This window comes from Tsukamurella ocularis (genome assembly GCF_024807615.1).
Lineage (GTDB): Bacteria > Actinomycetota > Actinomycetes > Mycobacteriales > Mycobacteriaceae > Tsukamurella > Tsukamurella ocularis.
This window is the reverse complement of the sequence record NZ_JANUCJ010000003.1, coordinates 22056-45934: the sequence shown is the minus strand read 5'-3', so window position 1 is coordinate 45934 and position 23879 is coordinate 22056. Positions and strand designations below refer to the sequence as shown.

Sequence of the window (23879 nt, the reverse complement as noted above, 5' to 3'; positions counted from 1 at the left end):
GAACGCCTCGTGTGCCGACCGGACATCCTGGCAGGCTGAGGGGCATGGCAATCATGCACGCCTCGATCATCTTCCTGCTCATCGCGGCCGTGGTGCTGGCGTCGATCATCGCCGCAGTTGTGCTCATCGTCAGGGCGGTGACCCGGTCGAAGCAGCCGCCGCCCCCGCCGCCGTACTCTCCGGGACCGTACGGGCAGCAGGGGCCGGGGCTGCCCGGTCCAGCGCTGCACCAGCAGCGCCCGCCCCACGACGGACTGTAGGTCCGTGGCCGAGCGGCCGTGGACTAGACCTGCTCGCGCAGCTTGAACTTGAGGACCTTGCCCGCGGGGTTGCGGGGGAGTGCGTCGACGAGGTGCAGCGCCAGCGGCAGCTTGTACGGCGCGAGGGAGTCCCTCGCGAACTCGCGGACCTCCTCCAACGTGAGGGACTGTTCCGGCTTGAGTGCGACGATCGCGGTCACGGCCTCGCCCCACTTCTCGTGCGGCGTACCGATGATCGCGACCTCCGCGATCGACGGGTGCCGGTACAGGACCGATTCGACCTCGGCGGGGTAGACGTTCTCGCCGCCGGTGATCACCATGTCTTTCACGCGATCGACGACGGTGACGTAGCCGTCCTCGTCCTGCTGACCCACGTCGCCGGTGTGGAACCAGCCGTCGGCGTCGATCGCCGCGCCGGTGGCGTCGGGGTTGCGCCAGTAGCCGGGCGTGACCTGCGGGCCGCGCACGCAGGCCTCGCCGCGCTCCCCGGCAGGGGCGGGGGCGCCGTCGGGCCCGAGCAACGCGACCTCGGACAGCGGCAGGATGTGGTGGCCGGCGGCGCCGATCTTGCGGGCGGTGTCGTAGACGTCCATGACCAGGGCGAGCGGCGCGGTCTCGGTGAGCCCGTAGCCTTGGCAGAAGGGGATACTCCGGCCGTTGTAGAGCGCGATGAGCGGCTCGGGGACGGGTGCGCCGCCGCAGGTGAACTGGCGGACGCTGGAGAGATCGGCGGTCTCGAAGGCCGGCACCTGGCTCATGAACAGGAACATGGCCGGCACGCCGAACATCGTGGTGACGCGGTGCTTCTCGATGAGTTGCAGCGCGGCCGTGGGGTCGAAGGCGGGCAGGATCACCAGCTGTCCGCCCTTCTGCAGGGTGATCAACGTGGTCACGTTGAGGCCGCCGATGTGGAACATCGGCGCGGCGACGAGGCTGATGTCGGTCGACACGGTGTCGAGGCTCAGCAGCGCGTTCATGTTGTTCCAGAACATGTTCCCGTGCGTGAGCATCGCCCCCTTGGGGCGGCCCGTGGTGCCGGAGGTGTACATGATGAGCGCGAGGTCGTCCTCCGCGGGCGATTGCGGCTCTGCGATCGGCTCGCGTGCGGCGAGGAGGGCGTCGAACTGTTCCCAGCCGTCGACGGGCTCCAGTGCGATCGCGCGCGTCAGGCCCGACGAGGCCCGGACAGGCTCCACGACGGCGGCGCGGTCGGTGTCGGCCACCAGGGTGTGCACGCCCGCGTCGGTGAGGATGTACTCCAGCTCCGCCGAGGTCAGGCGGAAGTTCAGCGGCACGAAGACGGCGCCGGCGCGGGAGGCAGCGAACATCGTGGTGAGAAAGTCGGGATGGTTGAAGCCTACGTAGCCCACGCGGTCGCCGGTCGAGACCCCGCCTGCCACGAGTTCGGCGGCCAGTCGGTCGACGCGATCGGCGAACTCCCGGTAGCTCCACGTCGCGTCGCCGTAGGTGACGGCGGGGCGATCCCCGCTCACGGCGGCGCGGCGCGCGATCCAGGATCCGAGGTCGACGGCGGGACGAGCAGGCATGGCGACTCCTAGCGGGTGATGCGAGCGGTGTGCGTGCATCTTGTCCACCTACGGGCTGCGCCCGGGGGCGATTCGCCGGATTCGTAGGTACGGCCGTGCCGCACACCCCGGAGGGTGTGGGCCGGCCGTCGGACGGCCCGCGCCTACGACCCGTCCGCGCCGGTGTTCTCGGAGCGGACCTTGAGCGCCGCGAGTCCCTTCTCGAAGTCCTTCCCGGCGAACTTGTCCATGGGGAGGACTTTTCCGATCAGCGACATCAGGCCGGTCGTCTCGCCGGTCATTGTCCACGTGACGCGCACCCCGTCGCCCGCGGGGACGATGTCGAAGCGCACGCGGTTGTGCGACGCCATGGGCTTGAGGAACTCGAGGTCGATGTCGACGGAGCGCCCCGGCTCCGCTCCGGAGATCGTCATGCGGCCGGCCCCGGCCTTGCGGTTGCCCCGCCACGCGTAACTCGCGCCCGGTCCGATCGAGGGCCCGGTGTACTCGCGGTGCAGGTGCGGGTCGAGGCCCTCCCAGGGCGACCACAGCCGCCACTCGTGGAAATCGGCGATAAGGCCGTAGACGGTGTCGGCGGGCGCGGCGATGTCCGTGGATCGCTCAACAGTGAAGGCGGTCATGCGCCGAAGAATACGGCGCTATCGCAAATCCGGCGCGACGAGCACGGGCACCTCGCGCCAGGGATCGCCCCGGGCCCCGCCGCGCCGCGCAGTGCCGCGCTGACACGACCGCACCGCAGGCCGTGAGAGACGGGACGTCATTAGACTCGCGGTCATGACAGCTGCTCCCGACACGACTTCCGGCGTCCCCGCGTCCGGCCTCACCGCGGCGCAGGTCGCGGAGCGGGTGCGCGACGGCCGGGTCAACACGTTGCCCAACCGGTCGGGCAGGAGCGCCTGGGACATCGTCCGCGCCAACGTCTTCACTCGCATCAACGCGATGCTCGGGGTGCTGTTCCTGCTGGTACTGTTCACCGGCTCGCTCATCAACGGGTTGTTCGGCCTGCTGATCGTCTTCAACTCCGGGATCGGCATCATCCAGGAGCTGCGCGCCAAGAAGACGCTGGACTCGCTCGCCATCGTCGGGCAGGCCCATCCGGTGGTGCGGCGCGACGGTGTCGCGACCGAGGTCGGGCAGTCGGACGTCGTGCTCGACGACATCATCGAGATCGGGCCCGGCGACCAGATCGTGGTCGACGGCGAGACGATCGAGTTCGAAGCCCTCGAGGTCGACGAATCCCTGCTCACCGGCGAGGCCGACCCCGTCGACAAGCAACTGGGCGACGAGATCTTCTCCGGCAGCTTCGTGGTCTCCGGCTCCGGCGCGTACCGCGCGACGAAGGTCGGCGCCGACGCCTACGCCGCCAAGCTCGCCGACGAGGCCAGCAAGTTCACCCTCGTCAACTCCGAGCTGCGCTCCGGCATCGACAAGATCCTGCAGGTGATCACCTGGCTGCTGGTTCCGGCAGGCGTGCTCACCGTCTTCAACCAGCTCGTGATCTCGAAGCAGGAACTCAACCAGGCGATCCTGGGCATGGTCGCGGCGCTCGTGCCGATGGTCCCCGAGGGGCTCGTGCTGATGACCTCGATCGCCTTCGCGGTCGGCGTGGTGCGTCTCGGGCAGCGCAAGTGCCTCGTGCAGGAGCTGCCCGCGATCGAGGGCCTGGCCCGCGTGAACGTGGTGTGCGCCGACAAGACCGGCACGCTCACCGAGAACGGCATGCGCCTCTCCGAGCTCGATGTCCTCGACGGGGACCGCGGAGACGTCGAGACCGCGCTCGCCGCTGTCGCTGCGCTCGACCCGCGGCCCAACGCCAGCGTGCAGGCCATCGCCGAGGCCTACCCCGACGCGCCGGCCTGGCGCGCCGCCGCGGTGGCGCCCTTCAGCTCCGCCAAGAAGTGGTCCGGGATCTCGCTCGCGGATGGATCCGCGCCGCAGGGGAACTGGATCCTCGGCGCCGCGGACGTCCTCCTCGACCCCGAGTCCGATGGTGCGCGGCGCGCCACCGAGCTCGGCTCGACGGGGCTGCGGGTCCTGCTCGTGGCGTCGACCGACGTGCCGGTGGATACCGAGGTCGACGGGCTGGAGGCGCCGGGGAACCTGGTACCGCGGGCGCTGATCGCGCTGGAGCAGCGAGTGCGCGCTGATGCCCGCGACACCCTCGACTTCTTCGATTCGCAGGGCGTCGCCGTGAAGGTGATCTCCGGCGACAACGCCGTCTCCGTCGGGGCCGTCGCGCATTCGCTGGGGCTCGGCTCGCCCGATTCGTCGGTCGACGCGCGGAAGCTGCCGGCGGACAACGACGACCTGGGCGATGTCGTCACCGACAACGTGACCTTCGGCCGCGTGCGCCCCGACCAGAAGCGGGCGATGGTCAAGGCCCTGCAGTCGCGCGGCGACACCGTCGCCATGACCGGCGACGGCGTGAACGACGTTCTCGCGCTCAAGGACTCCGACATCGGTGTGGCGATGGGCTCGGGCAGCTCCGCCGCGCGGTCGGTCGCGCAGATCGTGCTGCTGGACAACAAGTTCGCCACCCTGCCCTATGTCGTGGGGGAGGGGCGGCGCGTGATCGGCAACATCGAGCGCGTCGCGAACCTCTTCCTCACCAAGACCGTCTACGCGGTGCTGCTCGCGTGGCTCGTCGGCCTGGCAGGACTGGGCGCCAAGATCCTCGGCTTCGCGCCGATCTCCTACCCGTTCCAGCCCATCCACGTGACGATCGCGGCCTGGTTCACCATCGGTATCCCCGCGTTCGTGATGTCCCTGGCGCCCAACAACGAGCGCGCCAAGACCGGGTTCGTCGGGCGGGTGCTGCGGCTGGCGGCACCGTCGGGCGTGGGGATCGGCCTCGCGACCTTCCTGTGCTACCTCGTGGTGAATCCGGGTGGCTCCGGCGCGGCGCTGGGCGGAAAGGCCGCGACGCTGAGCGTCGAGCAGATCCAGGCCTCGACGGCGGCCCTGATCACGCTGCTCGTCGGCTCGCTGTGGGTCCTGGGGATCGTCGCGCGGCCGTACACCTGGTGGAAGATCCTTCTGGTCGGCGGGTCGGTTGCGTTCTACGTGGTGCTGTTCTCGATCCCGCTGGCGCAGAAGAAGTTCTTCCTCGACGTGAGCGATCCCGCGATGGTCGGCACCGGCTTCGCCTTCGGCGCGCTGGCGATCGTCATGGTGGAGGTAATCCGGCGGGTCGCACCGTCCGTGTTCGCGAGCTTCGAGCGCACCGGCCGTTGATATGTGGGACATCTTCGACGTCCAGGTCTTCGCCATCCCGGTGGCGGTGGTGTTGTGGATCGTCTATGCGGTCGGTGCGGCGAAGGCCGGCGGTCGGCATCGGCTCGTCGAGGTGGCAGGGTGGGCGGCGAGCATCGTGACTGCTCTGGCAGCGCTCCCGATCGTGGCCTTCGTCGTCGGGTTCGTCCTGTTCCTACCTGCTCTGTGGTTCATGCGCGTCGGAACGGCGGGCACGGTGGAGGTCGTCGCCTGGGCTGAGGCCGTGATCCTCACCGTGGCGACTGTCTTCCTCGCGCGGTGGGCATACAGCCGACTCGGAAAAGCGCGGTTCCTGACGGCAACGCTGGTGATCCTGGCGTTGAGCAGTATCTGGAATGGGCGATGGCTCGCCACCGTCGACTGGTTTCCGGCGCAGAGCTGAGCTCACGTAGGCAGCGGAGTTCCCCACCAGTGGACGCCGTTCTCGTCGCGGACGAGGTGATTGGCGACGGTCCCGAGCGGCTCGCCGATGCAGAACGCGGCGGCGTCCCGCCCGACGGTCTCCGGATCATCCGGCGTGCCGTATAGCGGTGAGATCGTCGCCTCCGTCGCGAATCCCAGCGTGAGGGGACGGTCCCGCCAGCGGTAGACGACGTGGAACAGGTCCCCGGTGGTGCCGGCGTCGATCACGCCGACGCACCACTCCTCGGTGATCTCGCCGTCGCGGAGTGCCGTGAGGCAACCCAGGAGCGCGGCCTCGACCGCAGTGGCCGGCCTGAGGTACCTCTCGATGAGTGCCACGTGATGTCGTGTTGTGCGGTGGTTCTCGCGCGAGTACGTCGCGGCAGCGGTCGTCCGGTCGAAGTAGTCCTCTGGGACCGGACCGTGGGGCCACCACGCGGGGACGCCGCCGGTGCTCATCCCTGAACCAGCATCATGTTCGGGGAGCAGGGACGGGCGACGGGGGTACGTTCTCTGCACTCATGAATTCATGATCGCATAGCAAGGTGCTACTGAAGACTCAGGAATGAACATTCGAATGTGTGGAGTGTCATCGGACGCGAAGGTAGGGTCGAGGTAGGTCGAACGGGGGTGATCGCGGATGAATCCCACTACAGCGGAATGCTATCTCGATGCCCTCTGCGCGTTCGAACAGGCGGCCGAACGCCTTGCCGCAGCCGATCCGGTCATGCTCTCCTCGCAGCAGGTGCTCGAGAGCCTGCGCAGACTGGAGACCGAGGCGCGCAAGGTGCCGTACGGCCAGAACCTGCTTACCGGCGTCGCGTTCGAGCAGGGACTACCGGCGCAGCTCGGCTTCACCGGGATCAAGGAACTCCTCGTCGACCAGTTGCGCCTTGCCGGTGGGGAGGCGCGTGATCGGATGCACGGCGCGTGCAACCGCGTATCGCGGCATACCCGCGGCGTCGCCCCGGAGCCGAAGTACGAGCTCATCGCGGAGGCGCAGCGCGAGGGCCGGATCTCCGAGCGGCACGCCACCGCGATGGGGAAGGTCCTCGACACGTGCTACCGCCTCAACGGCGGCGATCTCGACGACCTCGAGGAGGTCCTCGTGACCGCGGCGGAGAGTGTACCGCCGGAGGACATCGCAGTGATCGGCAAGCACGCCGTCGCCCTTCTCGACCCCGACGGTGCCGAGCCCGATCAGGACCGCATCCGGCGCTCACGCGAACTCACCGTGAGCGCCCAGGGTGACGACCTCATGTCCGACTTCGGAGGCGCCCTCTCGCCCGAATGCCGCGCCCTGCTCGACGCCGTGCTCGAGAAGTACGCCCGCCCGGGCGTCGTCAATCCCGACGATGCCGCGGCCCCCGTCGACCCGGCCGACGCGGACGCGATCCGCGAGGCCGCTGCGCGCGACGGGCGAACCGCCGCGCAGCGCAACCACGATGCGCTGGCACACGCGTTGGGTGTGGCGATCGGCTCGGGTGAACTCGGCAGCCATCGCGGCCTGCCCTGCATCCCGATCATCACGCTCGGCATCGACCAGCTCGAGACGGAGACCGGCATCGCGACCACCGCAACGGGTGGGAGGCTCCCCGTCGAGGACGCGTTGCGGATGATGGGCACCAACCAGAAGTACGTCCTGGTGCTCGACCTGGCAGCGCGCCCGTTGTTCCTCGGGCGCGAGAAGCGCCTCGCGTCCGCGGATCAGCGGATCGCGCTGTACGGTTCCGAGAAGGGCTGCACCGCACCAGGATGCGATGCGCCCGCCACCCGCTGCCAGGTGCACCACATCACCGAATGGGCCGACGGCGGCCCCACCGACATCACCTCGCTCACCCTCGCCTGCGACGCCCACCACAGCAAGGTCGTCCCCGACCTCACCGCGAACCCGCGTGGCTGGGAGACCATCACACTCCCGCGCGACGAGCCGTACGCCGGCCGCACCGGCTGGCGTCGCGGCGCCGACCCCGCCGGAGTGCATCGCGTCAACCACCGGCGCCACGCCGAGGAGCTCTACCGCGAGGCACTCGTCCGCTGGCGGGCGCGGCGCGCGCAGTTCCGGGACGCATGGGTCGAACAGGACCTCCGTCGCCAGTTCGCGGAAGCCTGCGCCGACCACGAGCTGGTCGCGAGAATCCTGGACGGCCCCCATGGCCCGCCGCTCCTCGAACAACGCCTCGCCGAGCACGATGCCGACACCGACTGGTGCGCACCGTCGAACGACGACGCCCGCGTGGCCTGAGGCGCCCCCTCATGCCGTCCGCGTCACTCGAACCGGCGGCGCCGGGCGGCGCCGTCGCGGAGGGGACGGTCCGGGGCGGCCGTCCAGAAGGCGGCGGCGAGGTCGTAGCCGTCATGCACCAGCGCGGCCCGCGCGGGCCAGCGCTCCGCCGTCCAGTCGGGATCGTTGTGCATCGAGTCGATGCCGGCGCGCACCCCGCCCTCCAACTCGAAGTGCAGGTGCCGCGCCGCCTCCCGGGCCGGCGAGGCGCCCACCGGAGCGGCACCCGCGACGTCGGCGAGCTCCACGGCGGTGTCCCGGATCCGGCGATCAGTCCACGCGAAGGTCCGACGGTGCGCGCCCGGGGCCAGCAGATACATGGCCAGCAGTGCGATCACGACGCCGACCACCGTCTCCAGCAGTCGGTCCCGGATCACCGGGCCCGCAGACCCGCTCGTCGCGCCCGCCCCGCTCGCCAGCAGGGCGACGGGGGTGATTGCCACGACCGCCGCCGCGTAGTTCCGGACCACGAGGATCTCTATGCTGAACTGCAGCACGGCGATCACCGCGATCAGCGCATAGCCCTGGGGTGCTGCCGCGTGCATGGTCGCGAACAACACGAGGCCGAGCGCGGTGCCCAGGAATCGGTGGAGGGCACGTACCGTCCCGTGGACCCGGTCGACCCCGGTCTGCAGCACGACGAGGGCGCTGATCGCCGCCCAGTGCGGCCGCTCGAAGCCGAGCGCGAGACTCGCTCCGCCCGCGGCGAGGCAAGCGACGCCGACCCGGCAGGCCGTGATCGTCGCGTGCGAGGACGGGTTCAGGGAGCGCCGCAGCCGATAGGCCACCGTCGGGCGCAGCCGGGACGTGGCGATGACGCGGGTGGGATCGGCCTCCGTGTCCGCGTCGTCGGACGAGGCAGCGGCGAAGCGGCGGTTGGCATCCCGCAGGCCGGCCAGCGCCGCGGCATCGGCGGGGCGGTTCGCCGCCCGTGCGTCGTCCATCGTCGACCACGCCGAGACCAGAGCGGAACCGGCGGCGTGCCGGCGCTCGACCGAGGGCGCGCCGTCGGCCGCCAGGTAGGCGTTCACCGCCCCGATCGCGCGTCCCACGGCCTCCCGCTGCGGCGCCGACCGATCGACCAGCACCCCGGACATCGAGACGAGTACCGACGAGACGGCTCCCAGCGTGGCACTGGTCACCAGCATCATGGGATCGGCACCGGATTCGACGGCGATCAGCCCTCCTGACCCGACCAGCGCGAAGAACAGGGCTCCCGGCGGGCCGAGGCGCAGCGCGTCGACCGCATAGACGGCGGCCACCGCAGGCAGCACTGTCATCACCACTGCGCAGACCTTGAGGACGCCGCCGCCCGCAGGCATCGCCCACCCGATCGTCGCGCCGATGGACACAGCGACCAGCAGCGCAAGCCCCGCGGCCGCCACCACGGGCCCGCGGACCCGGTAGGCGCGGCCTTCGCCGTACAGCACAGCGAAGGCACCGAACGTGGTGAACAGCGCGGAGCTCGTGTGCCCCGTGGCGACCAGCGCCGCCCCGGGTATCGCCACCGCCGCAGCGGCCCGCAGCCCGGCCCGCCATCGCCAGACGGGCGCACCGTCGGCGAAGACGAGCGAGCGTACCCGCGGAACGCGGGGCGGGGGATCAGGGAGTGGTTCGCTCACCTATCCATTGGATCACCGTCCCGTCTCGACGGCATCGGCGGCGGGCTCAGGACACGGGCGGCGGCAGGCTGTCGTCACCCCCGCGGGATCGTGTTCCGATGGTGCGGTAGGTCTTGTCGTACTCGGCCTTCCACCGCGGCCAGTCCAGGTAGGGGCCGCCGCCGAGACGCCGGCGGTAACGCCGGTACTGGCTGCGAGCGGTGCGCAGCGTGCTCCGAGACTGGAGCGCAGCGCGCCTCATAGAGCGCGTTCCATTTCTCGTGCTCCGGAGAGTGGTCGCGGCGGGTCGGCGAAGATCTGTCGGTTCAGCACGTCGGCTCCGGACGTCGAGGCGACTCGGTCCATCGTGGACTGGCTCTTCATCGTATCGAAGACGGCGCAGGGCGGGGGAAGTGCGCGCGCCACCCGGAAAATTTGGGGATGTGCGCGAGACGGAGCCTCAGCGGCGCAGAAGAGGGTGCCCCCGGCAGGATTCGAACCTGCGGCCTTTCGCTCCGGAGGCGAACGCTCTATCCCCTGAGCTACGGGGGCGCAGGGCGTAGCAAGGTTAGCGCATAGGTCAGGCCCGGCGGAAACCGGGCGGTCAGGCGCACCTTAGGATGGACCGGTGACTCCCGCTGACCTTTCGGAACTCCTGCACGCCACCGCGACCACCGTGCTCACCCAGCGCGGCCTCGACGCCTCCGTGCTGCCCGAACGCGTCACCGTCGAGCGGCCTCGCAACCCCGAGCACGGCGACTACTCGACCAATATCGCGATGCAGGTGGCCAAGAAGGCCGGCGTCAACCCGCGCGACCTGGCGACGTGGCTGGCCGAGGCTCTCGGCAACGCCGACGGCGTCGACGAGGCCACCGTCGCCGGCCCGGGCTTCCTGAACATCCGGCTCGCCGCGGATGCGCAGAACCAGCTCGTCGTGAGCATCCTCGAGCAGGCGGGTGCGTTCGGGCAGGGGAAGGCGCTCGACGGTGCGCTCATCAACCTCGAGTTCGTCTCCGCCAACCCGACGGGCCCCGTCCATCTCGGCGGTGCCCGCTGGGCCGCCGTAGGTGACAGTCTGGGGCGCGTGCTCGAGGCGCAGGGCGCCGAGGTCACCCGCGAGTACTACTTCAACGACCACGGCGCGCAGATCGATCGGTTCGCCCGCTCGCTGGACGCGGCCGCCCGTGATCAGCCGACCCCCGAGGACGGCTACGCCGGCGACTACATCGGCGAGATCGCGGCCACGGTCGTCAAGGACCACCCGGGCATCCTTGAGCTGCCGGAGTCCGAGCGCGTCGAGGCCTTCCGCGCCGACGGCGTCGAGCTCATGTTCGGGCACATCAAGCGCACCCTGCACGAGTTCGGCACGGACTTCGCCGTGTTCACCCACGAGGACGAGATGTTCAGCTCGGGCCTCGTCGAGAGCAGCGTCCAGCAGCTCAAGGACAACGGCAACCTGTACGAGAAGGATGGCGCCTGGTGGCTGAAGGCCACGGACTACGGCGACGACAAGGACCGCGTCGTCATCAAGTCCGACGGCAACGCCGCCTACATCGCGGGCGACATCGCCTACATCAAGCACAAGTTCGACCGCGGGTTCAATCTCGCGATCTACATGCTGGGCGCCGACCACCACGGCTACATCGGCCGACTCAAGGCCGCCGCCGCTGCCCTCGGCTACGACCCCGCGCAGATCCAGGTGCTGATCGGCCAGCTGGTGAACCTCGTCAAGGACGGCAAGCCCGTCCGCATGAGCAAGCGCGCCGGCACGGTCATCACCCTCGACGACCTGGTCGACGCCGTCGGTGTCGATGCCGCGCGCTACTCCCTGGTGCGTAGCTCGGTGGACACCTCGATCGACCTCGACCTGGATCTCCTCGCCCAGGCGAGCAACGAGAACCCCGTCTACTACGTGCAGTACGCGCACGCCCGGCTCTCGGCCATCGCGCGCTCGGCGGCCGAGCTCGACGTTGTCGCCTCGACGGAGCACCTCGGCCTGCTCGACCATGCCCGCGAGGGCGATCTCGTGCGCACCCTCGGGGAGTTCCCCGCCGTGGCCGCGGGCGCAGCGAATCTCCGTGAGCCGCACCGCATCGCTCGGTACCTCGAGGAGCTGGCCGGCGCGTACCACCGCTTCTACGGCGAGTGCCGCGTGCTGCCGATGGGCGACGAGGAGCCGACCGACCTGCACCGCGCCCGCGTGGCACTGTGCGCCGCCACCCGCCAGGTGCTCGCGAACGGCCTGGCACTCGTGGGTGTTTCGGCACCCGACCGGATGTGAGGGGCCACCACTCGTGAGTGAATTGGATCGGGATGTGTGGCCCGCCCACGCGCGCCGGGAGGCCGACGGTGCCGTCTCCGTCGCCGGGGTGCCCGTCACCGCGCTCGCGGCCGAGTACGGCACGCCGCTGCTCATCATCGACGAGGACGACTTCCGGGCCCGCTGCCGCGGCATGCGGGAGGCGTTCGGCGACGACGCGGCGGTGCACTACGCCTCGAAGGCGTTCCTCTCCATGGAGATCGCCCGCTGGGTGCGTGACGAGGGGCTGAACCTCGACGTGTGCAGTGGCGGCGAGCTCGCCGTCGCCCTGCGCTCCGGCTTCCCTGCGGAGCGGATCGCATTGCACGGCAACAACAAGTCGGTGACCGAGCTGGACTACGCCGTCGAGTTCGGCATCGGCCACGTCGTGGTGGACTCGCTCTCCGAGATCGCCCGCCTGGACCGAATCGCGGGGGAGCGGAAGGTGGTGCAGGAGGTTCTGATCCGGCTCACCCCCGGCGTCGAGGCGCACACCCACGAGTTCATCTCCACCGCGCACGAGGACCAGAAGTTCGGCTTCTCCCTCGCTTCGAACGGCTCCGATTCGCCTGCGATGCAGGCGGTCACCGCCGTCTTCGCCGCCGACAACCTGCGCCTCGTGGGCCTGCACAGCCATATCGGCTCGCAGATCTTCGACGTCAACGGCTTCGAGATCGCCGCTCGCCGCGTGCTCGAGCTGCTCCGCGATGTCGTCGCTCGGTTCGGCGCGGAGAAGACCGCACAGCTGAGCACCATCGACCTCGGTGGTGGCCTGGGTATCTCGTACACCTCGCACGACGATCCGCCGCCCGTCGCGGATCTCGCAGCGAAGCTCCGGCACATCGTCGAGAGCGAGTCCGCCGCACTCGGACTGGCGACGCCGCACCTCGCCGTCGAGCCCGGTCGCGCCATCGCGGGCCCGCCCGGGATCACCCTGTACGAGGTGGGCACGATCAAGGACGTCGTGATCGACGCCGGGGCCGAGGACGATGCTGCTGTCGCGCAGGGCTTCCGGCGCTACGTCTCAGTGGACGGCGGCATGAGCGACAACATCCGCACCGCCTTGTACGGGGCGGAGTACACCGCCGTGGTCGCGAGCCGCGACCCGCAGGGCGAGCCCGTGCTCTCCCGCATCGTCGGCAAGCACTGCGAGACCGGCGACATCGTGGTCCGCGACACCCGGACGCCCGCAGACCTGGCGGAGGGCGACCTGATGGCCGTCGCCGCCACGGGCGCGTACTGCTATTCGATGTCGAGCCGCTACAACATGCAGCCGCGCCCCGCGGTGGTGGCGGTCAAGGACGGCGCGGCGCGGCTCATCCTGCGCCGGGAGACCGTGGACGACCTGGTGAGCCTGGAGGTGCTCTGATGACCGAATCCGCACAACAGAGGGAACTGGGCGTCGCCCTTCTCGGCATGGGCACCGTGGGTACCGAGGTGGCGCGCATTCTCGTGGAGAACGCCGACGACCTGGCGGCCCGCGTCGGAGCGAACCTCGTCATCCGCGGGATCGCCGTGCGCGACACCGCGAAGGACCGTGGCCTCAAGGCTCTCGGCCTGAAGAAGAGCCTGCTCACCGACGACGCGGAGGCCCTGGTCGGTCGCGACGACGTCGACATCGTGGTCGAGGTGATGGGCGGCATCGAGCCGACCCGCTCGCTGATGCTCAGCGCGTTCAAGGCCGGCAAGTCGGTGGTCACCGCCAACAAGGCGCTGCTCGCCGAGTACACCGGCCAGCTCGCCGACGCCGCCAACAAGGCTCGCGCCGACCTGTACTTCGAGGCGGCCGTGGCCGGTGCGATCCCCGTGATCCGACCGCTGCAGCAGTCCCTTGCGGGCGATTCGGTGGGCCTGGTCGCCGGCATCGTCAACGGCACCACCAACTTCATCCTCTCCAACATGGCGGAGCACGGCGACCCGTATGAGGTCGTGCTCAAGGAGGCCGGCCGCCTGGGCTACGCGGAGGCCGACCCGACTGCCGACGTGGAGGGCTACGACGCCGCATCCAAGGCCGCGATCCTCGCCTCGATCGCCTTCCACACCCGCGTCAAGGCCGACGACGTGCACCGCGAGGGCATCACCGGCGTCACCGCCGCGGACATCGAGGCGGCGAAGGCCTTCGACTGCACCATCAAGCTGCTCGCGATCTGCGAGAAGATCACCGATGCCGAGGGCGCGCAGCGGGTTTCGGCCCGTGTGTACCCGGCGCTGGTGCCCTTCAAGCACCCGCTCGCCAGCGTCGACGGCGCCTACAACGCCGTCTTCGTCGAGGCCGAGAACGCCGGCCGCCTCATGTTCTACGGCGCCGGCGCGGGAGGCGCGCCCACGGCCTCTGCCGTGATGGGAGACCTGGTGGCCGCGGCCCGCAACAAGGTCGTCTCCGGCCGCGGCCCCCGCGACTCGGCGTACGCCAAGCTGCCGATCGCGCCGATCGGCGAGGTGCTCACCCGCTACTACGTGGCGATGGAGGTCGCAGACCGACCCGGCGTGCTCAGCGCCGTCGCGAACGAGTTCTCGGCGCGCAGCGTGTCCATCAGCACCGTCCGCCAGCAGGCCGATACCCCCGAGCGGGGCGCACGCCTGGTGATCCTCACCCACAAGGCACCCGACGCGGCCCTCTCGGCCACCGTCGAGGCGCTGAAGAACCTGGACGTGGTGACCGCCGTGTCCTCCGTGCTCCGTCTGGAGGGAACCAGTGACTAATTCCGCTGCCACCGTGCACACCCCGTGGCCCGGCCTGATCGAGGCCTACCGGCACCGTCTGCCCGTGTGCGACACGTGGGAGCCGGGCTGGGCGCCCGTCACCCTCCGTGAGGGCGCGACCCCGCTGCTGCCCGCGCGAGCGCTCTCCGAGCTCACCGGCTGCGACGTGCATCTCAAGGTCGAGGGCCTCAACCCCACCGGCTCCTTCAAGGACCGCGGCATGACCATGGCCGTCACCGAGGCCAAGGCCACCGGCAAGAAGGGCGTGCTGTGCGCGTCCACCGGTAACACCTCCGCCTCGGCCGCGGCGTACGCCTCCATCGCCGGCCTCGAGTGCGCCGTACTGGTGCCGGCGGGCAAGATCGCGATGGGCAAGCTGGCCCAGGCCGTGATGTACGGCGCCAGGATCATCGAGGTCGACGGCAACTTCGACGACTGCCTCGAGCTGGCTCGCAAGACCACCGCCTCGTTCGACACGATTGCGCTGGTGAACTCGGTGAACCCGGTGCGCATCGAGGGACAGAAGACCGCCGCCTTCGAGATCGTCGACGCCCTCGGCAAGGCCCCCGACGTGCACGCACTGCCCGTGGGCAACGCCGGCAACATCACCGCGTACTGGAAGGGCTACAGCGAGTACGCCGCCGACGGCATCATCTCGGCGCGCCCGCGCATGCTCGGCGTGCAGGCCGCGGGCGCCGCGCCGCTGGTCAATGGTGCCCCGGTCAAGGATCCCGAGACCATCGCCACCGCCATCCGCATCGGCAGCCCGGCGTCCTGGAACCAGGCCGTCGCCGCCCAGCAGGAGTCGAACGGCCAGTTCCGCGCTGCCACCGACGAGAAGCTGCTCGAGGCCTACCGCCTGATCGCCAAGACCGAGGGCGTCTTCGTCGAGCCCGCGTCGGCCGCGTCCGTCGCGGGCCTGCTCGCCGCCACCGCGGACGGCTGGATCGAGAAGGGCTCCACCGTCGTCTGCACCGTGACCGGCAACGGCCTCAAGGACCCCGACACCGCGCTGAGCAGCCTGCCGGAGATCGCGCGCGTGGGAATCGACCCCGTCGCCGTGGCCGCCGCCATGGGGCTGTCGGAGTAGCCGCGGCCGTGTCCCCCGCCTCGAACGCCCCGCTCGTCCTGCCTGCCGGCCTCTCGGCCACCGTGACCGTCCCGGCCTCCAGTGCCAACCTCGGCCCCGGCTTCGACACTCTCGGGCTCGCACTCGGCCTCTACGACGACGTCACCGCCGAGACCGTCGATCCCGAGACCGACGGTGATTTGACTGTCGTAGTCACGGGGGAGGGGGCCGGGGAGGTGCCCAACGACGACCGCCACCTCGTGGTCGTGGCGTTGCGCCGTACCCTCGCGCACCTCGGCGTCGTCGCGCCGGGTCTGCGCCTGACCTGCGTCAACCGCATTCCGCACTCGCGCGGCCTCGGTTCCTCGGCCGCCGCCGTGGTCGCTGGGATCGCGGCGGCCGCCGCATTGGCCGCCGATGCCGACGCGCCCCGCGGGCTGACAACCGACGAGATGGTGCAGTTGGCCTCCGAGTTCGAGGGGCATCCCGACAACGCCTCAGCGAGCGTGCTCGGCGGCGCGGTCGTCTCCTGGACGGTGCCCGCGGTGCCCGTCCCCGACGTGGCCGGCTACCGCGATCACGCGGCGGCGAGTGCAGCACCGTCGGCGCCGCTGCACTACGGGGCTCGTCGCGTGGACGTGCACCCCGACATCCGGGCGTACGCCTTCGTGCCCGACGTGCAGTCCTCGACCTCGGTGACTCGCGGCATGCTGCCCCGCCTCGTGCCGCACGCGGACGCCGCGTTCAACGCCTCGCGCGCCGCGCTCATGGTGCTCGCGCTCACCGCCCACCCGGACCTGCTGCTGGACGCCACCGAGGATCGGCTCCACCAGCGGTACCGGGCGGCCTCGATGAAGGAGTCGTTCGCGCTGGTCGAGCGGCTGCGCGCCGCCGGCGTGGCCGCCGCGATCTCCGGTGCCGGGCCCACCGTGCTCGCGCTGACCCCGCAGGCGCTGCCGACCCGCCTCGCGGACGCGGCCGTCGAGGCCGGATTCGACGTGCGGGAGCTGCCGATCGCCGACGGGGTCGCGCGCGGCTGAGTCCTGCGCATCCAGCGCGGCTGTGCGGACGCGGCGCGTGCGCGCAGCGGTGTCGTGTGCGCGGTCGGCTTCGACGGACGCGGCACGTGCGCGGATGGTTGCGCGGGTCGGAAACGCAGGGGCGGTGATTGCCGGGCGGCGGTACCCGCGCTATCATGGCAAAAGTGTCCGACCAGTGCGCGGACGCTGTTTCGGCACATTGCCATTCCACGCCCAGCAACCAGCCTCGGACGTGTTGGCGCGCCGGTCTCCACATCAGGCCGAGACATCTGTGCCCCCGCCGGAAACGCGGGGCCCGGCAGCCGAAGCGCAACAAGCACCTTCGTCATTCGTGCGTCGCCCGCGAAAACACCTGTGCACCAACGCAGGACAGTCCGGCGAGCACGGTAGGCCCCTGCTTCCGCAGTGCGCGAGCAGGGAATTGAAAGGAACTCCGTGACCGAAACGGACGTGACCACCAGCCCGGAGGCGGCCACCGCCGCGGCCAGCACCACGCGGGCCGACGAGCGTCGCCGCTCGGGCCTCAACGGCATGGTGCTGGCCGAACTGCGAGGTATCGCGAGCGAGCTGGGGATCAAGGGGGTCTCCGGGCTCCGCAAGGGCGATCTCATCGCCGCGATCAACGACCACGGCGGCGCAGCCAAGGCCGCGCCGAAGGCCGCCAAGGCCGCCGCGCCCAAGACCGAGGCGCCGAAGGCCGAGGCGCCCGCGAGCGAGGCCCCCAAGGCCGCCGCCCCGAAGAGTGAGGCGCCGGCGACCGAGGCGCCCGCGGCGGAGGCGCCGAAGGCCGAGGGCCGTCAGGCCCGCGCACCCCGGGGCGAGAAGGCCGCCAAGGCCGACCAGGCACCGTCGGACAGCGGCGACGCGAGCGCCCAGGGCGACGCGCCCCGGGCCGAGGCCGCCACCACCGAGGCGCCCAAGAACGAGGGCGACCAGGGTCAGCAGCAGGGCCAGCGCCGCGAGCGCAACCAGCGCCGTAACCAGAACCAGGACGGCGAGAACCGTCAGCAGGGCGACCGCCAGCAGGGCGAGAACCGCCAGGATCGCCAGCGCAACCAGAACAACAACCAGGGCGGCCAGGGCAACAACCAGGGCAACCGGAACCAGAACAACGGCCCGGACGACGACGGCGACGGGACGGGCCGCCGCGGGCGCCGCTTCCGCGAGCGCCGCCGCGGCCGTGACCGCAACCAGAACGACGGCGAGCCGCAGGTCAGCGAGGACGACGTCCTGCAGCCCGTGGCCGGCATCCTCGACGTGCTCGACAACTACGCCTTCGTGCGCACCTCGGGCTACATCGCCGGACCCAACGATGTTTACGTCTCGATGAACATGATCCGCCGCAACGGCTTGCGCCGCGGCGACGCGATCACGGGCGCCGTGAAGATGCCCCGCGATGGCGAGAGCAACAACGACGGCGGCGGCAACCAGGGCGGCGGCGGTGGCCGTGGCAACCAGGCCAATCGGCAGAAGTTCAACCCCCTGGTGCGGCTGGACTCGGTCAACGGCCAGGACGTGGAGTCGGCGAAGAACCGGCCCGAGTTCAACAAGCTCACGCCGCTGTACCCGAACCAGCGACTGCGCCTCGAGACCGCGCAGAACATCCTCACCACCCGCGTGATCGACCTGATCATGCCCATCGGCAAGGGCCAGCGCGCCCTGATCTCCGCGCCGCCGAAGGCCGGTAAGACCACGGTGCTGCAGGACATCGCCAACGCGATCGCCACCAACAACCCCGAGTGCTACCTCATGGTGGTGCTCGTGGACGAGCGGCCGGAAGAGGTCACCGACATGCAGCGCAGCGTGCGCGGCGAGGTGATCAGCTCCACCTTCGACCGCCCGCCGGGCGATCACACCTCGGTCGCCGAGCTGGCCATCGAGCGGGCCAAGCGGCTCGTCGAGGGCGGCAAGGACGTGGTGGTGCTGCTCGACTCGATCACCCGTCTCGGGCGCGCCTACAACAACTCGAGCCCCGCGTCGGGCCGCATCCTCTCGGGTGGCATCGACTCGACGGCCCTGTACCCGCCGAAGCGGTTCCTGGGCGCGGCGCGCAACATCGAGAACGGCGGCTCGCTGACGATCATCGCCACGGCGCTGGTCGAGACCGGCTCCACCGGCGACACCGTGATCTTCGAGGAGTTCAAGGGCACCGGTAACGCCGAGCTCAAGCTGGACCGCAAGATCTCGGAGCGGCGGGTCTTCCCGGCCGTCGACGTCGCGGCGTCGAACACCCGCAAGGACGAGCTCATCATGGCGCCCGACGAGGCGGCCGTGGTGAACAAGCTGCGCCGGCTGCTCGCGGCGCTGGACAGTCAGCAGGCCATCGACCTGCTGATCAGCCAGCTCAAGAAGACGCAGAACAACATCGAGTTCCTCATGACGGTGCAGAAGAACAGCGGCTTCGGCGACAACGACTGATCTGCTCCGAACACGCGAAAGGCGCGCCCTCGGGCGCGCCTTTCGTCGTCTCGGTCCGGTCCGCGACGGTCGACCCGGCCTACTGCGGCAGGTAGGGCGTGATCGCCGCGGCGATCTCAGTGCCACGACTGCAGTCCCGACTGCCGACCTTCTGAAGTCCGATGTACAGCACGCCGTTGGTCAGCGACTTGTACGCGGTCACGCAGTAGTCAGGGGTGGCGGTGTTGGTGCTGGGCACCGTGAACGATCGCCACTTGGTCGAGCCGGCCACAGCCACCGCCGCGCCGGTCTCCCAGGAATTCGAGGTCTCGAAGGTCGCGAACTTCACGTCCGCGTTACTGGCCTTCGAATCGGAACCCTTGCAGGCGTACTTCGCGCCGGCGTTGCTCGACCGTTGCCCCGGGTCGTCGGCGAGCGGGCTGATGCCCAGCGCCGAGATCACGGACGTCGGTAACAGGCACGGGTCGATGAAGCCGTCGCGCACCGTCGAAGTGTTGTTCACCGGCGTCGTGGTCGCCGGCGTGGACGGCGCGCTGCTGACTGAGGTGCTGGTCGGCGAGGCGACGGCATCGTCGGAGCCCGTGCTGAGCGCGAGGATCGAGACCGCGGCCACGGCCACCACCGCGACCGCGGCGATCGCCCCGATGACCACGCCCTTCCTGGTGCCGCTCTGCTGCGGCGCCGGCCCGGCGAGGCCCACCGGCGCGCCCTGCCAGGTACCCTGCGGGCCCGCAACCTGCGGATTCGACACCGGACCCGGCGGCCGGGCGAAGGGCTGCGAGGGCACGCCCTGGAACGGCGGAGGAGTCGCGGGGCGGAAGCCGGCGCCGGGCGGAGGCGTCGCCACCCGTGTCGTCGGGTTCGACGGTGCCTGCCCCTGCGGGTAGACGCCGGCCGCGGCGGCGTGCAGAGCCTGCGCGAAGTCGTGGCACGTCGCGTACCGCTGCTGCGGCGCCTTGGCCATCCCGCGGGCGATCACGGCGTCGATCGCGGGCGGGAGGCCGGGGCGCTGCCGTGACGGCGCCGGAGGCGGCGCCATCAGGTGATCGCGGATCACCGCGGTGCCACTGCTCGCGCCGAAGGGCTTCGCGCCTGTGAGCAGCTGCACCGTCGTGCCGGCCAGGCTGTACTGGTCGCTGCGTCCGTCCACCGGGTCGCCGCTGAGCTGTTCCGGCGAGGCGTAGTCGAGCGTGCCGACCACCATGCCGACCGAGGTCAGGTCGCTGTGCTCCTGCTGCTGGCGGGCGATGCCGAAGTCGCCGAGCATGACCCGTGGCGTCGAGCCCGTGGCGTCGATCATGATGTTGCCGGGCTTGACGTCGCGGTGCAGCAGGCCCTGGGAGTGCGCGTAGTCCAGCGCCGCGGCCACGGCGTCGACGATGGTCAGGACCTGGTTCACCGCCAGCCCGCTCGGGTTGTGCGCGAGCAGCGCCGAGGCGTCCTGGCCGGGGACGAGCTTCATGGACATCCACAGCCGGCCGTCGTCGTTGCCGCGGTCGTACACCGGGACGATGCTCGGGTGGTCGAGCCGCGCCGCCATGTCGGCCTCGCGCTCGAACCGCGCCCGGTACGTCGGATCGTGGGAGAACGCGGCGGGGAGCACCTTGAGGGCGTCCACGCGCGGCAGCCGCGGGTGCCGCGCCGCGTACACCGCGCCCATGCCGCCCGCGCCCAGTAGGCGCTCCACGACGTAGCCGCCGATCACGGTCCCGGCGGGCTCGATCGCCGGTCCACTCCCTGACTCGTTCACGTCTTCACTCCCGGATTGCTCGAGAACTCGGCCCGCTCGCTTCGCTCCCGGCGCCGGTCTGGTGACAGCTCGTAGCTAACACCGGCGGGCTTACGGCGCGCCAGTCAACCGCCAAACGTCCGTCGCATCGTGACCGCGACGTTGTCACCCGCCCCGCGGGAGCCGGGAATTTCTCGAAGCCCAGTGCGTTCTGGCATACTGGAACGTCGGTATGGGTTCCGGTTCACGGTCCTGGCGCACGCCAGGGGCGACCCGGCGACCACGAACGAGAAGGACGGCAATCATGAAGCAGGGTATTCACCCCGAGTACGTGGCCACCACCGTTGTATGCGGTTGCGGCAACACGTTCGAGACGCACAGCACCAAGGCCGACGGCCGCATCAACGTCGAGGTCTGCTCGCAGTGCCACCCGTTCTACACGGGCAAGCAGAAGATCCTCGACACGGGCGGCCGCGTCGCGCGCTTCGAGAAGCGCTACGGCAAGCGCCCGAGCAAGGCTGCGGCCTCCGAGTAGCTGTCCCGCCGACGCCCGTCCTGCCCCGCAGGCCGGGCGTCGGCCCGTTTCACGGGCACCCCACTCCCGCACCGTCCCGCCCCGTCCGAGAAAGGCACCGTCGCCATGAGCGCCACGTCCCCCTCCGCGATCGACGATATCCTCGCCGAGTACGCCGGCCTCGAGCAGCAGATGTCCGATCCGGCGCTGCACAACGACCCGGCCGCCGCGCGCAGGGTGGGCAAGCGCTTCGCCGAGCTGGCGCCCGTCATGGCGACGCACCGCAAACTGGAGGCGGCCCGCGAGGACCGTGCCGCCGCGCAGGAGCTGGCCGCCGACGACGCCTCCTTCGCCGACGAGGTGACCGCGCTGGGCGAGCAGATCGTGACGCTCGAGCAACAGCTCACCGACCTGCTGGCTCCGCGCGACCCGCACGACTCGGACGACGTGGTGCTCGAGGTCAAGTCGGGCGAGGGCGGCGAGGAGTCCGCCCTGTTCGCCGGTGACCTCGCCCGCATGTACCTGCGCTACGCCGAGCGCCGCGGCTGGAAGATCGAGACACTCGGCGCCACGTACTCCGACCTCGGTGGCTACAAGGACGCGACCTTCTCGATCAAGTCCCGCGGCCCCGGCGCCGACGGCTCGATCGACGGTGTGTGGGCCCGTATGAAGTTCGAGGGCGGCGTGCACCGCGTGCAGCGCGTCCCCGCCACCGAGAGCCAGGGCCGCATCCACACCTCGGCCGCCGGCGTGCTCGTCTACCCCGAGCCCGACGAGGTCGAGGAAGTACAGATCGACGAGTCCGACCTGCGCATCGACGTCTACCGCTCCTCCGGCAAGGGCGGGCAGGGCGTCAACACCACGGACTCCGCGGTCCGCATCACGCACCTGCCGACGAACATCGTCGTGACCTGCCAGAACGAGCGCTCGCAGCTGCAGAACAAGGCCCGCGCCATGCAGGTGCTGGCCGCGCGCCTGCAGGCGCTGCGTGAGGAGGAGGCCGAGGCCGCCGCGTCGGACTCGCGGGCCGCGCAGATCCGCACCGTCGACCGCTCCGAGCGGATCCGCACCTACAACTTCCCCGAGAACCGCATCGCGGACCACCGCATCGGCTACAAGTCGCACAACCTCGACCAGGTCCTCGACGGCGAGCTCGACGGTTTGCTCGACGCACTCCAGGCGGCCGATCGCCAGGCGCGCCTCGAGGCCGAGTGAGTTCGAGGCCCACGCACCTCGCCGCCGCCGCCACGGCCCGGCTGGCGGAGGCCGGCGTCCCGTCGGCGCGGTTCGACGCGGAGGTCCTGCTCGCCGAGGCCCTCGGCATCGACCGCGGGCGCATCCCGATCGCCGACGACGCCACCCCGGAGCAGGCGGCCGCGTATGAGGCGCTGCTGGCCCGGAGGGCGGCCCGGGAACCGCTGCAGCACATCCTGGGCCGCGCGTATTTCGGGCCGCTCACGCTGGCCGTGGGGCCCGGCGTCTTCGTCCCGCGGCCCGAGACCGAGCTCCTCGCTGTCTGGGCGGCCCGACAGGTCGGGCGCGGCGCCGCCGTCGTCGACCTCTGCGCCGGTTCCGGCGCGCTGGGCCTGTACCTCGCGGCGACGGTGCCCGACTCCCGCGTCGTGCTCGTCGAGCGCGACCTCGCCGCCCTGGACTACCTGCGCCGCAACGTCGCCGCGGCCGCGCTCGCGGGCACGGCGACGGTGGTCGACGCCGACGTGCGCGATCCGGCGCTCCCGGCTCGGTTGACGGAGTTGCTGGGCACCGTCGACCTGGTGGTGTCCAATCCGCCGTACGTGCCCGAGGGTGCGGATCTCGACCGGGAGGCCGCGGCCGACCCCGCCGTCGCGCTGTTCTCCGGCGCCGACGGGCTGGACCTGATCCGCGACCTCGCGCCGCTCGCCGCGCGGCTGCTCGCCGCCGGGGGAGCGGTGGCGGTGGAGCACGACGACAGCAACGGCGCCGGTACCGCCGAGCAGCTCCGCGCGGCCGGATTCGGCGGCGTCGCCGAGCACCGGGACCTCGCGGGCAGGCCCAGGTACGTGACTGGCAGGATGGACCCGTGAGCATCGCCAGCCGCGCCTTCGACTGCACCGACCCGGAATCCCGTGCCGCGGGCCTCAGCGCCGCCCGGTCCGCGCTGAAGGGGGGCCACCTCGTGGTGATGCCGACCGACACCGTCTACGGCATCGGCTGCGACGCCTTCGACGGCCGCGCCGTCGCTGCCCTGCTTGCCGCGAAGAACCGCGGCCCCGATATGCCCGTCGGTGTGCTGGTGGGCTCGTGGAACACCATCGACGGTCTCGTCAGCCGGGTCAGCGACGCCGCCCGGGAGCTGACCCGTGCGTTCTGGCCCGGCGCCGTCTCCCTCGTTGTGGAGCAGGCACCGAGCCTCGCGTGGGACCTCGGAGACACCCGCGGCACCGTGATGCTGCGGATGCCGCTGCACCCCGTCGCGATCGAGCTGCTGCGCGAGGTCGGACCGATGGCCGTCTCGAGCGCGAACGTCTCCGGCCGGCCGCCCGCCGCCACCATGCTGGAGGCCCGCGATCAGCTGGGCGATTCCGTCGATGTCTACCTCGACGGTGGGCCCTCCGAGCACGCTGCGCCGTCGAGCATCGTCGACCTGTCCGGGCCGCAGCCGCGCGTGCTGCGCGAGGGTGCCGTGAGCACCACCCGGATCGCCGAGGTCCTCGGCGTCACCGTCGAATCGCTGGCCTGAGCTACTTCGTCGGCCCTG

At 70.8% G+C, this 23879-nt stretch carries 20 protein-coding genes and 1 tRNA gene; 14 read left to right on the top strand and 7 right to left on the bottom strand.

Translation table 11 applies throughout. The features are described 5' to 3' along the window. Positions 1 to 44 precede the first annotated feature (44 nt). Positions 45 to 260: a hypothetical protein gene (locus tag HNP44_RS11510; protein WP_259140388.1), complete on the top strand. Its 216-nt coding sequence runs from the start codon at positions 45 to 47 to the stop codon at positions 258 to 260. A 23-nt stretch (positions 261 to 283) separates the two neighbouring features. On the opposite strand, the gene HNP44_RS11505 is transcribed toward HNP44_RS11510, so the two are convergent. Both HNP44_RS11505 and HNP44_RS11500 read right to left on the bottom strand, forming a co-directional pair. Continuing rightward, complete coding sequence (locus HNP44_RS11505; protein WP_259140387.1) at positions 284 to 1807, bottom strand: acyl-CoA synthetase; 1524 nt, start codon at positions 1805 to 1807, stop codon at positions 284 to 286. A 143-nt stretch (positions 1808 to 1950) separates the two neighbouring features. Beyond that, on the bottom strand, positions 1951 to 2427 hold the full coding sequence (locus HNP44_RS11500; protein WP_259140386.1) for an SRPBCC family protein: 477 nt from the start codon (positions 2425 to 2427) through the stop codon (positions 1951 to 1953). 154 nt (positions 2428 to 2581) lie between these two features. On the opposite strand from HNP44_RS11500, the gene HNP44_RS11495 reads away from it, so the two are divergent. Together HNP44_RS11495 and HNP44_RS11490 are read left to right on the top strand one after the other, a co-directional pair. Further along, a complete protein-coding gene (locus HNP44_RS11495) occupies positions 2582 to 5041 on the top strand; it encodes an HAD-IC family P-type ATPase (RefSeq protein ID WP_259140385.1) in 2460 nt (819 codons plus the stop codon). A 1-nt stretch (position 5042) separates the two neighbouring features. Then, positions 5043 to 5462, top strand: a complete 420-nt coding sequence (locus HNP44_RS11490; protein ID WP_259140383.1) for a hypothetical protein — start codon at positions 5043 to 5045, stop codon at positions 5460 to 5462. 2 nt (positions 5463 to 5464) lie between these two features. On the opposite strand, the gene HNP44_RS11485 is transcribed toward HNP44_RS11490, so the two are convergent. After that, positions 5465 to 5941, bottom strand: a complete 477-nt coding sequence (locus HNP44_RS11485; RefSeq protein ID WP_259140374.1) for a hypothetical protein — start codon at positions 5939 to 5941, stop codon at positions 5465 to 5467. A 268-nt stretch (positions 5942 to 6209) separates the two neighbouring features. On the opposite strand from HNP44_RS11485, the gene HNP44_RS11480 reads away from it, so the two are divergent. Then, complete coding sequence (locus HNP44_RS11480; protein ID WP_259140367.1) at positions 6210 to 7727, top strand: HNH endonuclease signature motif containing protein; 1518 nt, start codon at positions 6210 to 6212, stop codon at positions 7725 to 7727. A gap of 23 nt (positions 7728 to 7750) precedes the next feature. Here the strand turns inward: HNP44_RS11480 and HNP44_RS11475 are convergent, their stop codons facing one another. The 3 genes from HNP44_RS11475 to HNP44_RS11465 form a co-directional block, all read right to left on the bottom strand. After that, positions 7751 to 9388, bottom strand: a complete 1638-nt coding sequence (locus HNP44_RS11475) for an FUSC family protein (RefSeq protein ID WP_259140366.1) — start codon at positions 9386 to 9388, stop codon at positions 7751 to 7753. A 46-nt stretch (positions 9389 to 9434) separates the two neighbouring features. After that, complete coding sequence (locus tag HNP44_RS11470; RefSeq protein ID WP_259140365.1) at positions 9435 to 9629, bottom strand: hypothetical protein; 195 nt, start codon at positions 9627 to 9629, stop codon at positions 9435 to 9437. 217 nt (positions 9630 to 9846) lie between these two features. Further along, positions 9847 to 9919, bottom strand: a tRNA-Arg gene (locus HNP44_RS11465). Positions 9920 to 9995: 76 nt separating this feature from the next. Here HNP44_RS11465 and argS point away from each other — a divergent pair. The 6 genes from argS to rho all read left to right on the top strand — a co-directional run bounded on the left by argS (position 9996) and on the right by rho (position 18896). Next, positions 9996 to 11648, top strand: a complete 1653-nt coding sequence (argS, locus tag HNP44_RS11460; protein WP_259140364.1) for an arginine--tRNA ligase — start codon at positions 9996 to 9998, stop codon at positions 11646 to 11648. After that, positions 11623 to 13035, top strand: a complete 1413-nt coding sequence (gene lysA, locus HNP44_RS11455; protein WP_374758776.1) for a diaminopimelate decarboxylase — start codon at positions 11623 to 11625, stop codon at positions 13033 to 13035. Before argS ends, lysA begins: the two co-directional genes overlap by 26 nt. Then, positions 13035 to 14369, top strand: a complete 1335-nt coding sequence (locus HNP44_RS11450; RefSeq protein WP_259140363.1) for a homoserine dehydrogenase — start codon at positions 13035 to 13037, stop codon at positions 14367 to 14369. Before lysA ends, HNP44_RS11450 begins: the two co-directional genes overlap by 1 nt. Then, positions 14362 to 15459, top strand: coding sequence for a threonine synthase (gene thrC, locus HNP44_RS11445; RefSeq protein ID WP_259140362.1), 1098 nt, complete (start codon positions 14362 to 14364; stop codon positions 15457 to 15459). The genes HNP44_RS11450 and thrC overlap by 8 nt, the downstream gene beginning before the upstream one ends. An 8-nt stretch (positions 15460 to 15467) precedes the next feature. Then, positions 15468 to 16478, top strand: coding sequence for a homoserine kinase (thrB, locus tag HNP44_RS11440; protein ID WP_259140361.1), 1011 nt, complete (start codon positions 15468 to 15470; stop codon positions 16476 to 16478). Positions 16479 to 16913: 435 nt separating this feature from the next. Next, a complete protein-coding gene (gene rho, locus HNP44_RS11435; protein WP_374758775.1) occupies positions 16914 to 18896 on the top strand; it encodes a transcription termination factor Rho in 1983 nt (660 codons plus the stop codon). A 79-nt stretch (positions 18897 to 18975) separates the two neighbouring features. Here rho and HNP44_RS11430 read toward each other — a convergent pair whose 3' ends face one another. Next, positions 18976 to 20646, bottom strand: coding sequence for a serine/threonine-protein kinase (locus HNP44_RS11430; protein WP_259140359.1), 1671 nt, complete (start codon positions 20644 to 20646; stop codon positions 18976 to 18978). A gap of 283 nt (positions 20647 to 20929) precedes the next feature. Here HNP44_RS11430 and rpmE point away from each other — a divergent pair, with 283 nt between their 5' ends. The 4 genes from rpmE to HNP44_RS11410 all read left to right on the top strand — a co-directional run bounded on the left by rpmE (position 20930) and on the right by HNP44_RS11410 (position 23861). Beyond that, the gene (gene rpmE / locus HNP44_RS11425) at positions 20930 to 21160 is read left to right on the top strand and encodes a 50S ribosomal protein L31 (RefSeq protein ID WP_259140358.1); all 231 of its coding nucleotides are present in this window, start codon (positions 20930 to 20932) and stop codon (positions 21158 to 21160) included. A 105-nt stretch (positions 21161 to 21265) separates the two neighbouring features. Beyond that, positions 21266 to 22354 carry a peptide chain release factor 1 gene (gene prfA, locus HNP44_RS11420; protein ID WP_259140356.1) on the top strand — a complete coding sequence of 363 codons (1089 nt, stop codon included), beginning with the start codon at positions 21266 to 21268 and terminating at the stop codon, positions 22352 to 22354. Beyond that, positions 22351 to 23205, top strand: coding sequence for a peptide chain release factor N(5)-glutamine methyltransferase (prmC, locus tag HNP44_RS11415; protein ID WP_259140349.1), 855 nt, complete (start codon positions 22351 to 22353; stop codon positions 23203 to 23205). The genes prfA and prmC overlap by 4 nt, the downstream gene beginning before the upstream one ends. Then, on the top strand, positions 23202 to 23861 hold the full coding sequence (locus HNP44_RS11410) for an L-threonylcarbamoyladenylate synthase (protein ID WP_259140348.1): 660 nt from the start codon (positions 23202 to 23204) through the stop codon (positions 23859 to 23861). Before prmC ends, HNP44_RS11410 begins: the two co-directional genes overlap by 4 nt. Positions 23862 to 23879 lie beyond the last annotated feature (18 nt).

Coding starts and splice junctions, on each gene's coding strand:
- HNP44_RS11510 (WP_259140388.1), top strand. CDS start 45: ATGGCAATCATGCACGCCTCGATCATCTTCCTGCTCATCGCGGCCGTG.
- HNP44_RS11505 (WP_259140387.1), bottom strand. CDS start 1,807: ATGCCTGCTCGTCCCGCCGTCGACCTCGGATCCTGGATCGCGCGCCGC.
- HNP44_RS11500 (WP_259140386.1), bottom strand. CDS start 2,427: ATGACCGCCTTCACTGTTGAGCGATCCACGGACATCGCCGCGCCCGCC.
- HNP44_RS11495 (WP_259140385.1), top strand. CDS start 2,582: ATGACAGCTGCTCCCGACACGACTTCCGGCGTCCCCGCGTCCGGCCTC.
- HNP44_RS11490 (WP_259140383.1), top strand. CDS start 5,043: ATGTGGGACATCTTCGACGTCCAGGTCTTCGCCATCCCGGTGGCGGTG.
- HNP44_RS11485 (WP_259140374.1), bottom strand. CDS start 5,941: ATGAGCACCGGCGGCGTCCCCGCGTGGTGGCCCCACGGTCCGGTCCCA.
- HNP44_RS11480 (WP_259140367.1), top strand. CDS start 6,210: ATGCTCTCCTCGCAGCAGGTGCTCGAGAGCCTGCGCAGACTGGAGACC.
- HNP44_RS11470 (WP_259140365.1), bottom strand. CDS start 9,629: ATGAGGCGCGCTGCGCTCCAGTCTCGGAGCACGCTGCGCACCGCTCGC.
- HNP44_RS11450 (WP_259140363.1), top strand. CDS start 13,035: ATGACCGAATCCGCACAACAGAGGGAACTGGGCGTCGCCCTTCTCGGC.
- rpmE (WP_259140358.1), top strand. CDS start 20,930: ATGAAGCAGGGTATTCACCCCGAGTACGTGGCCACCACCGTTGTATGC.
- prfA (WP_259140356.1), top strand. CDS start 21,266: ATGAGCGCCACGTCCCCCTCCGCGATCGACGATATCCTCGCCGAGTAC.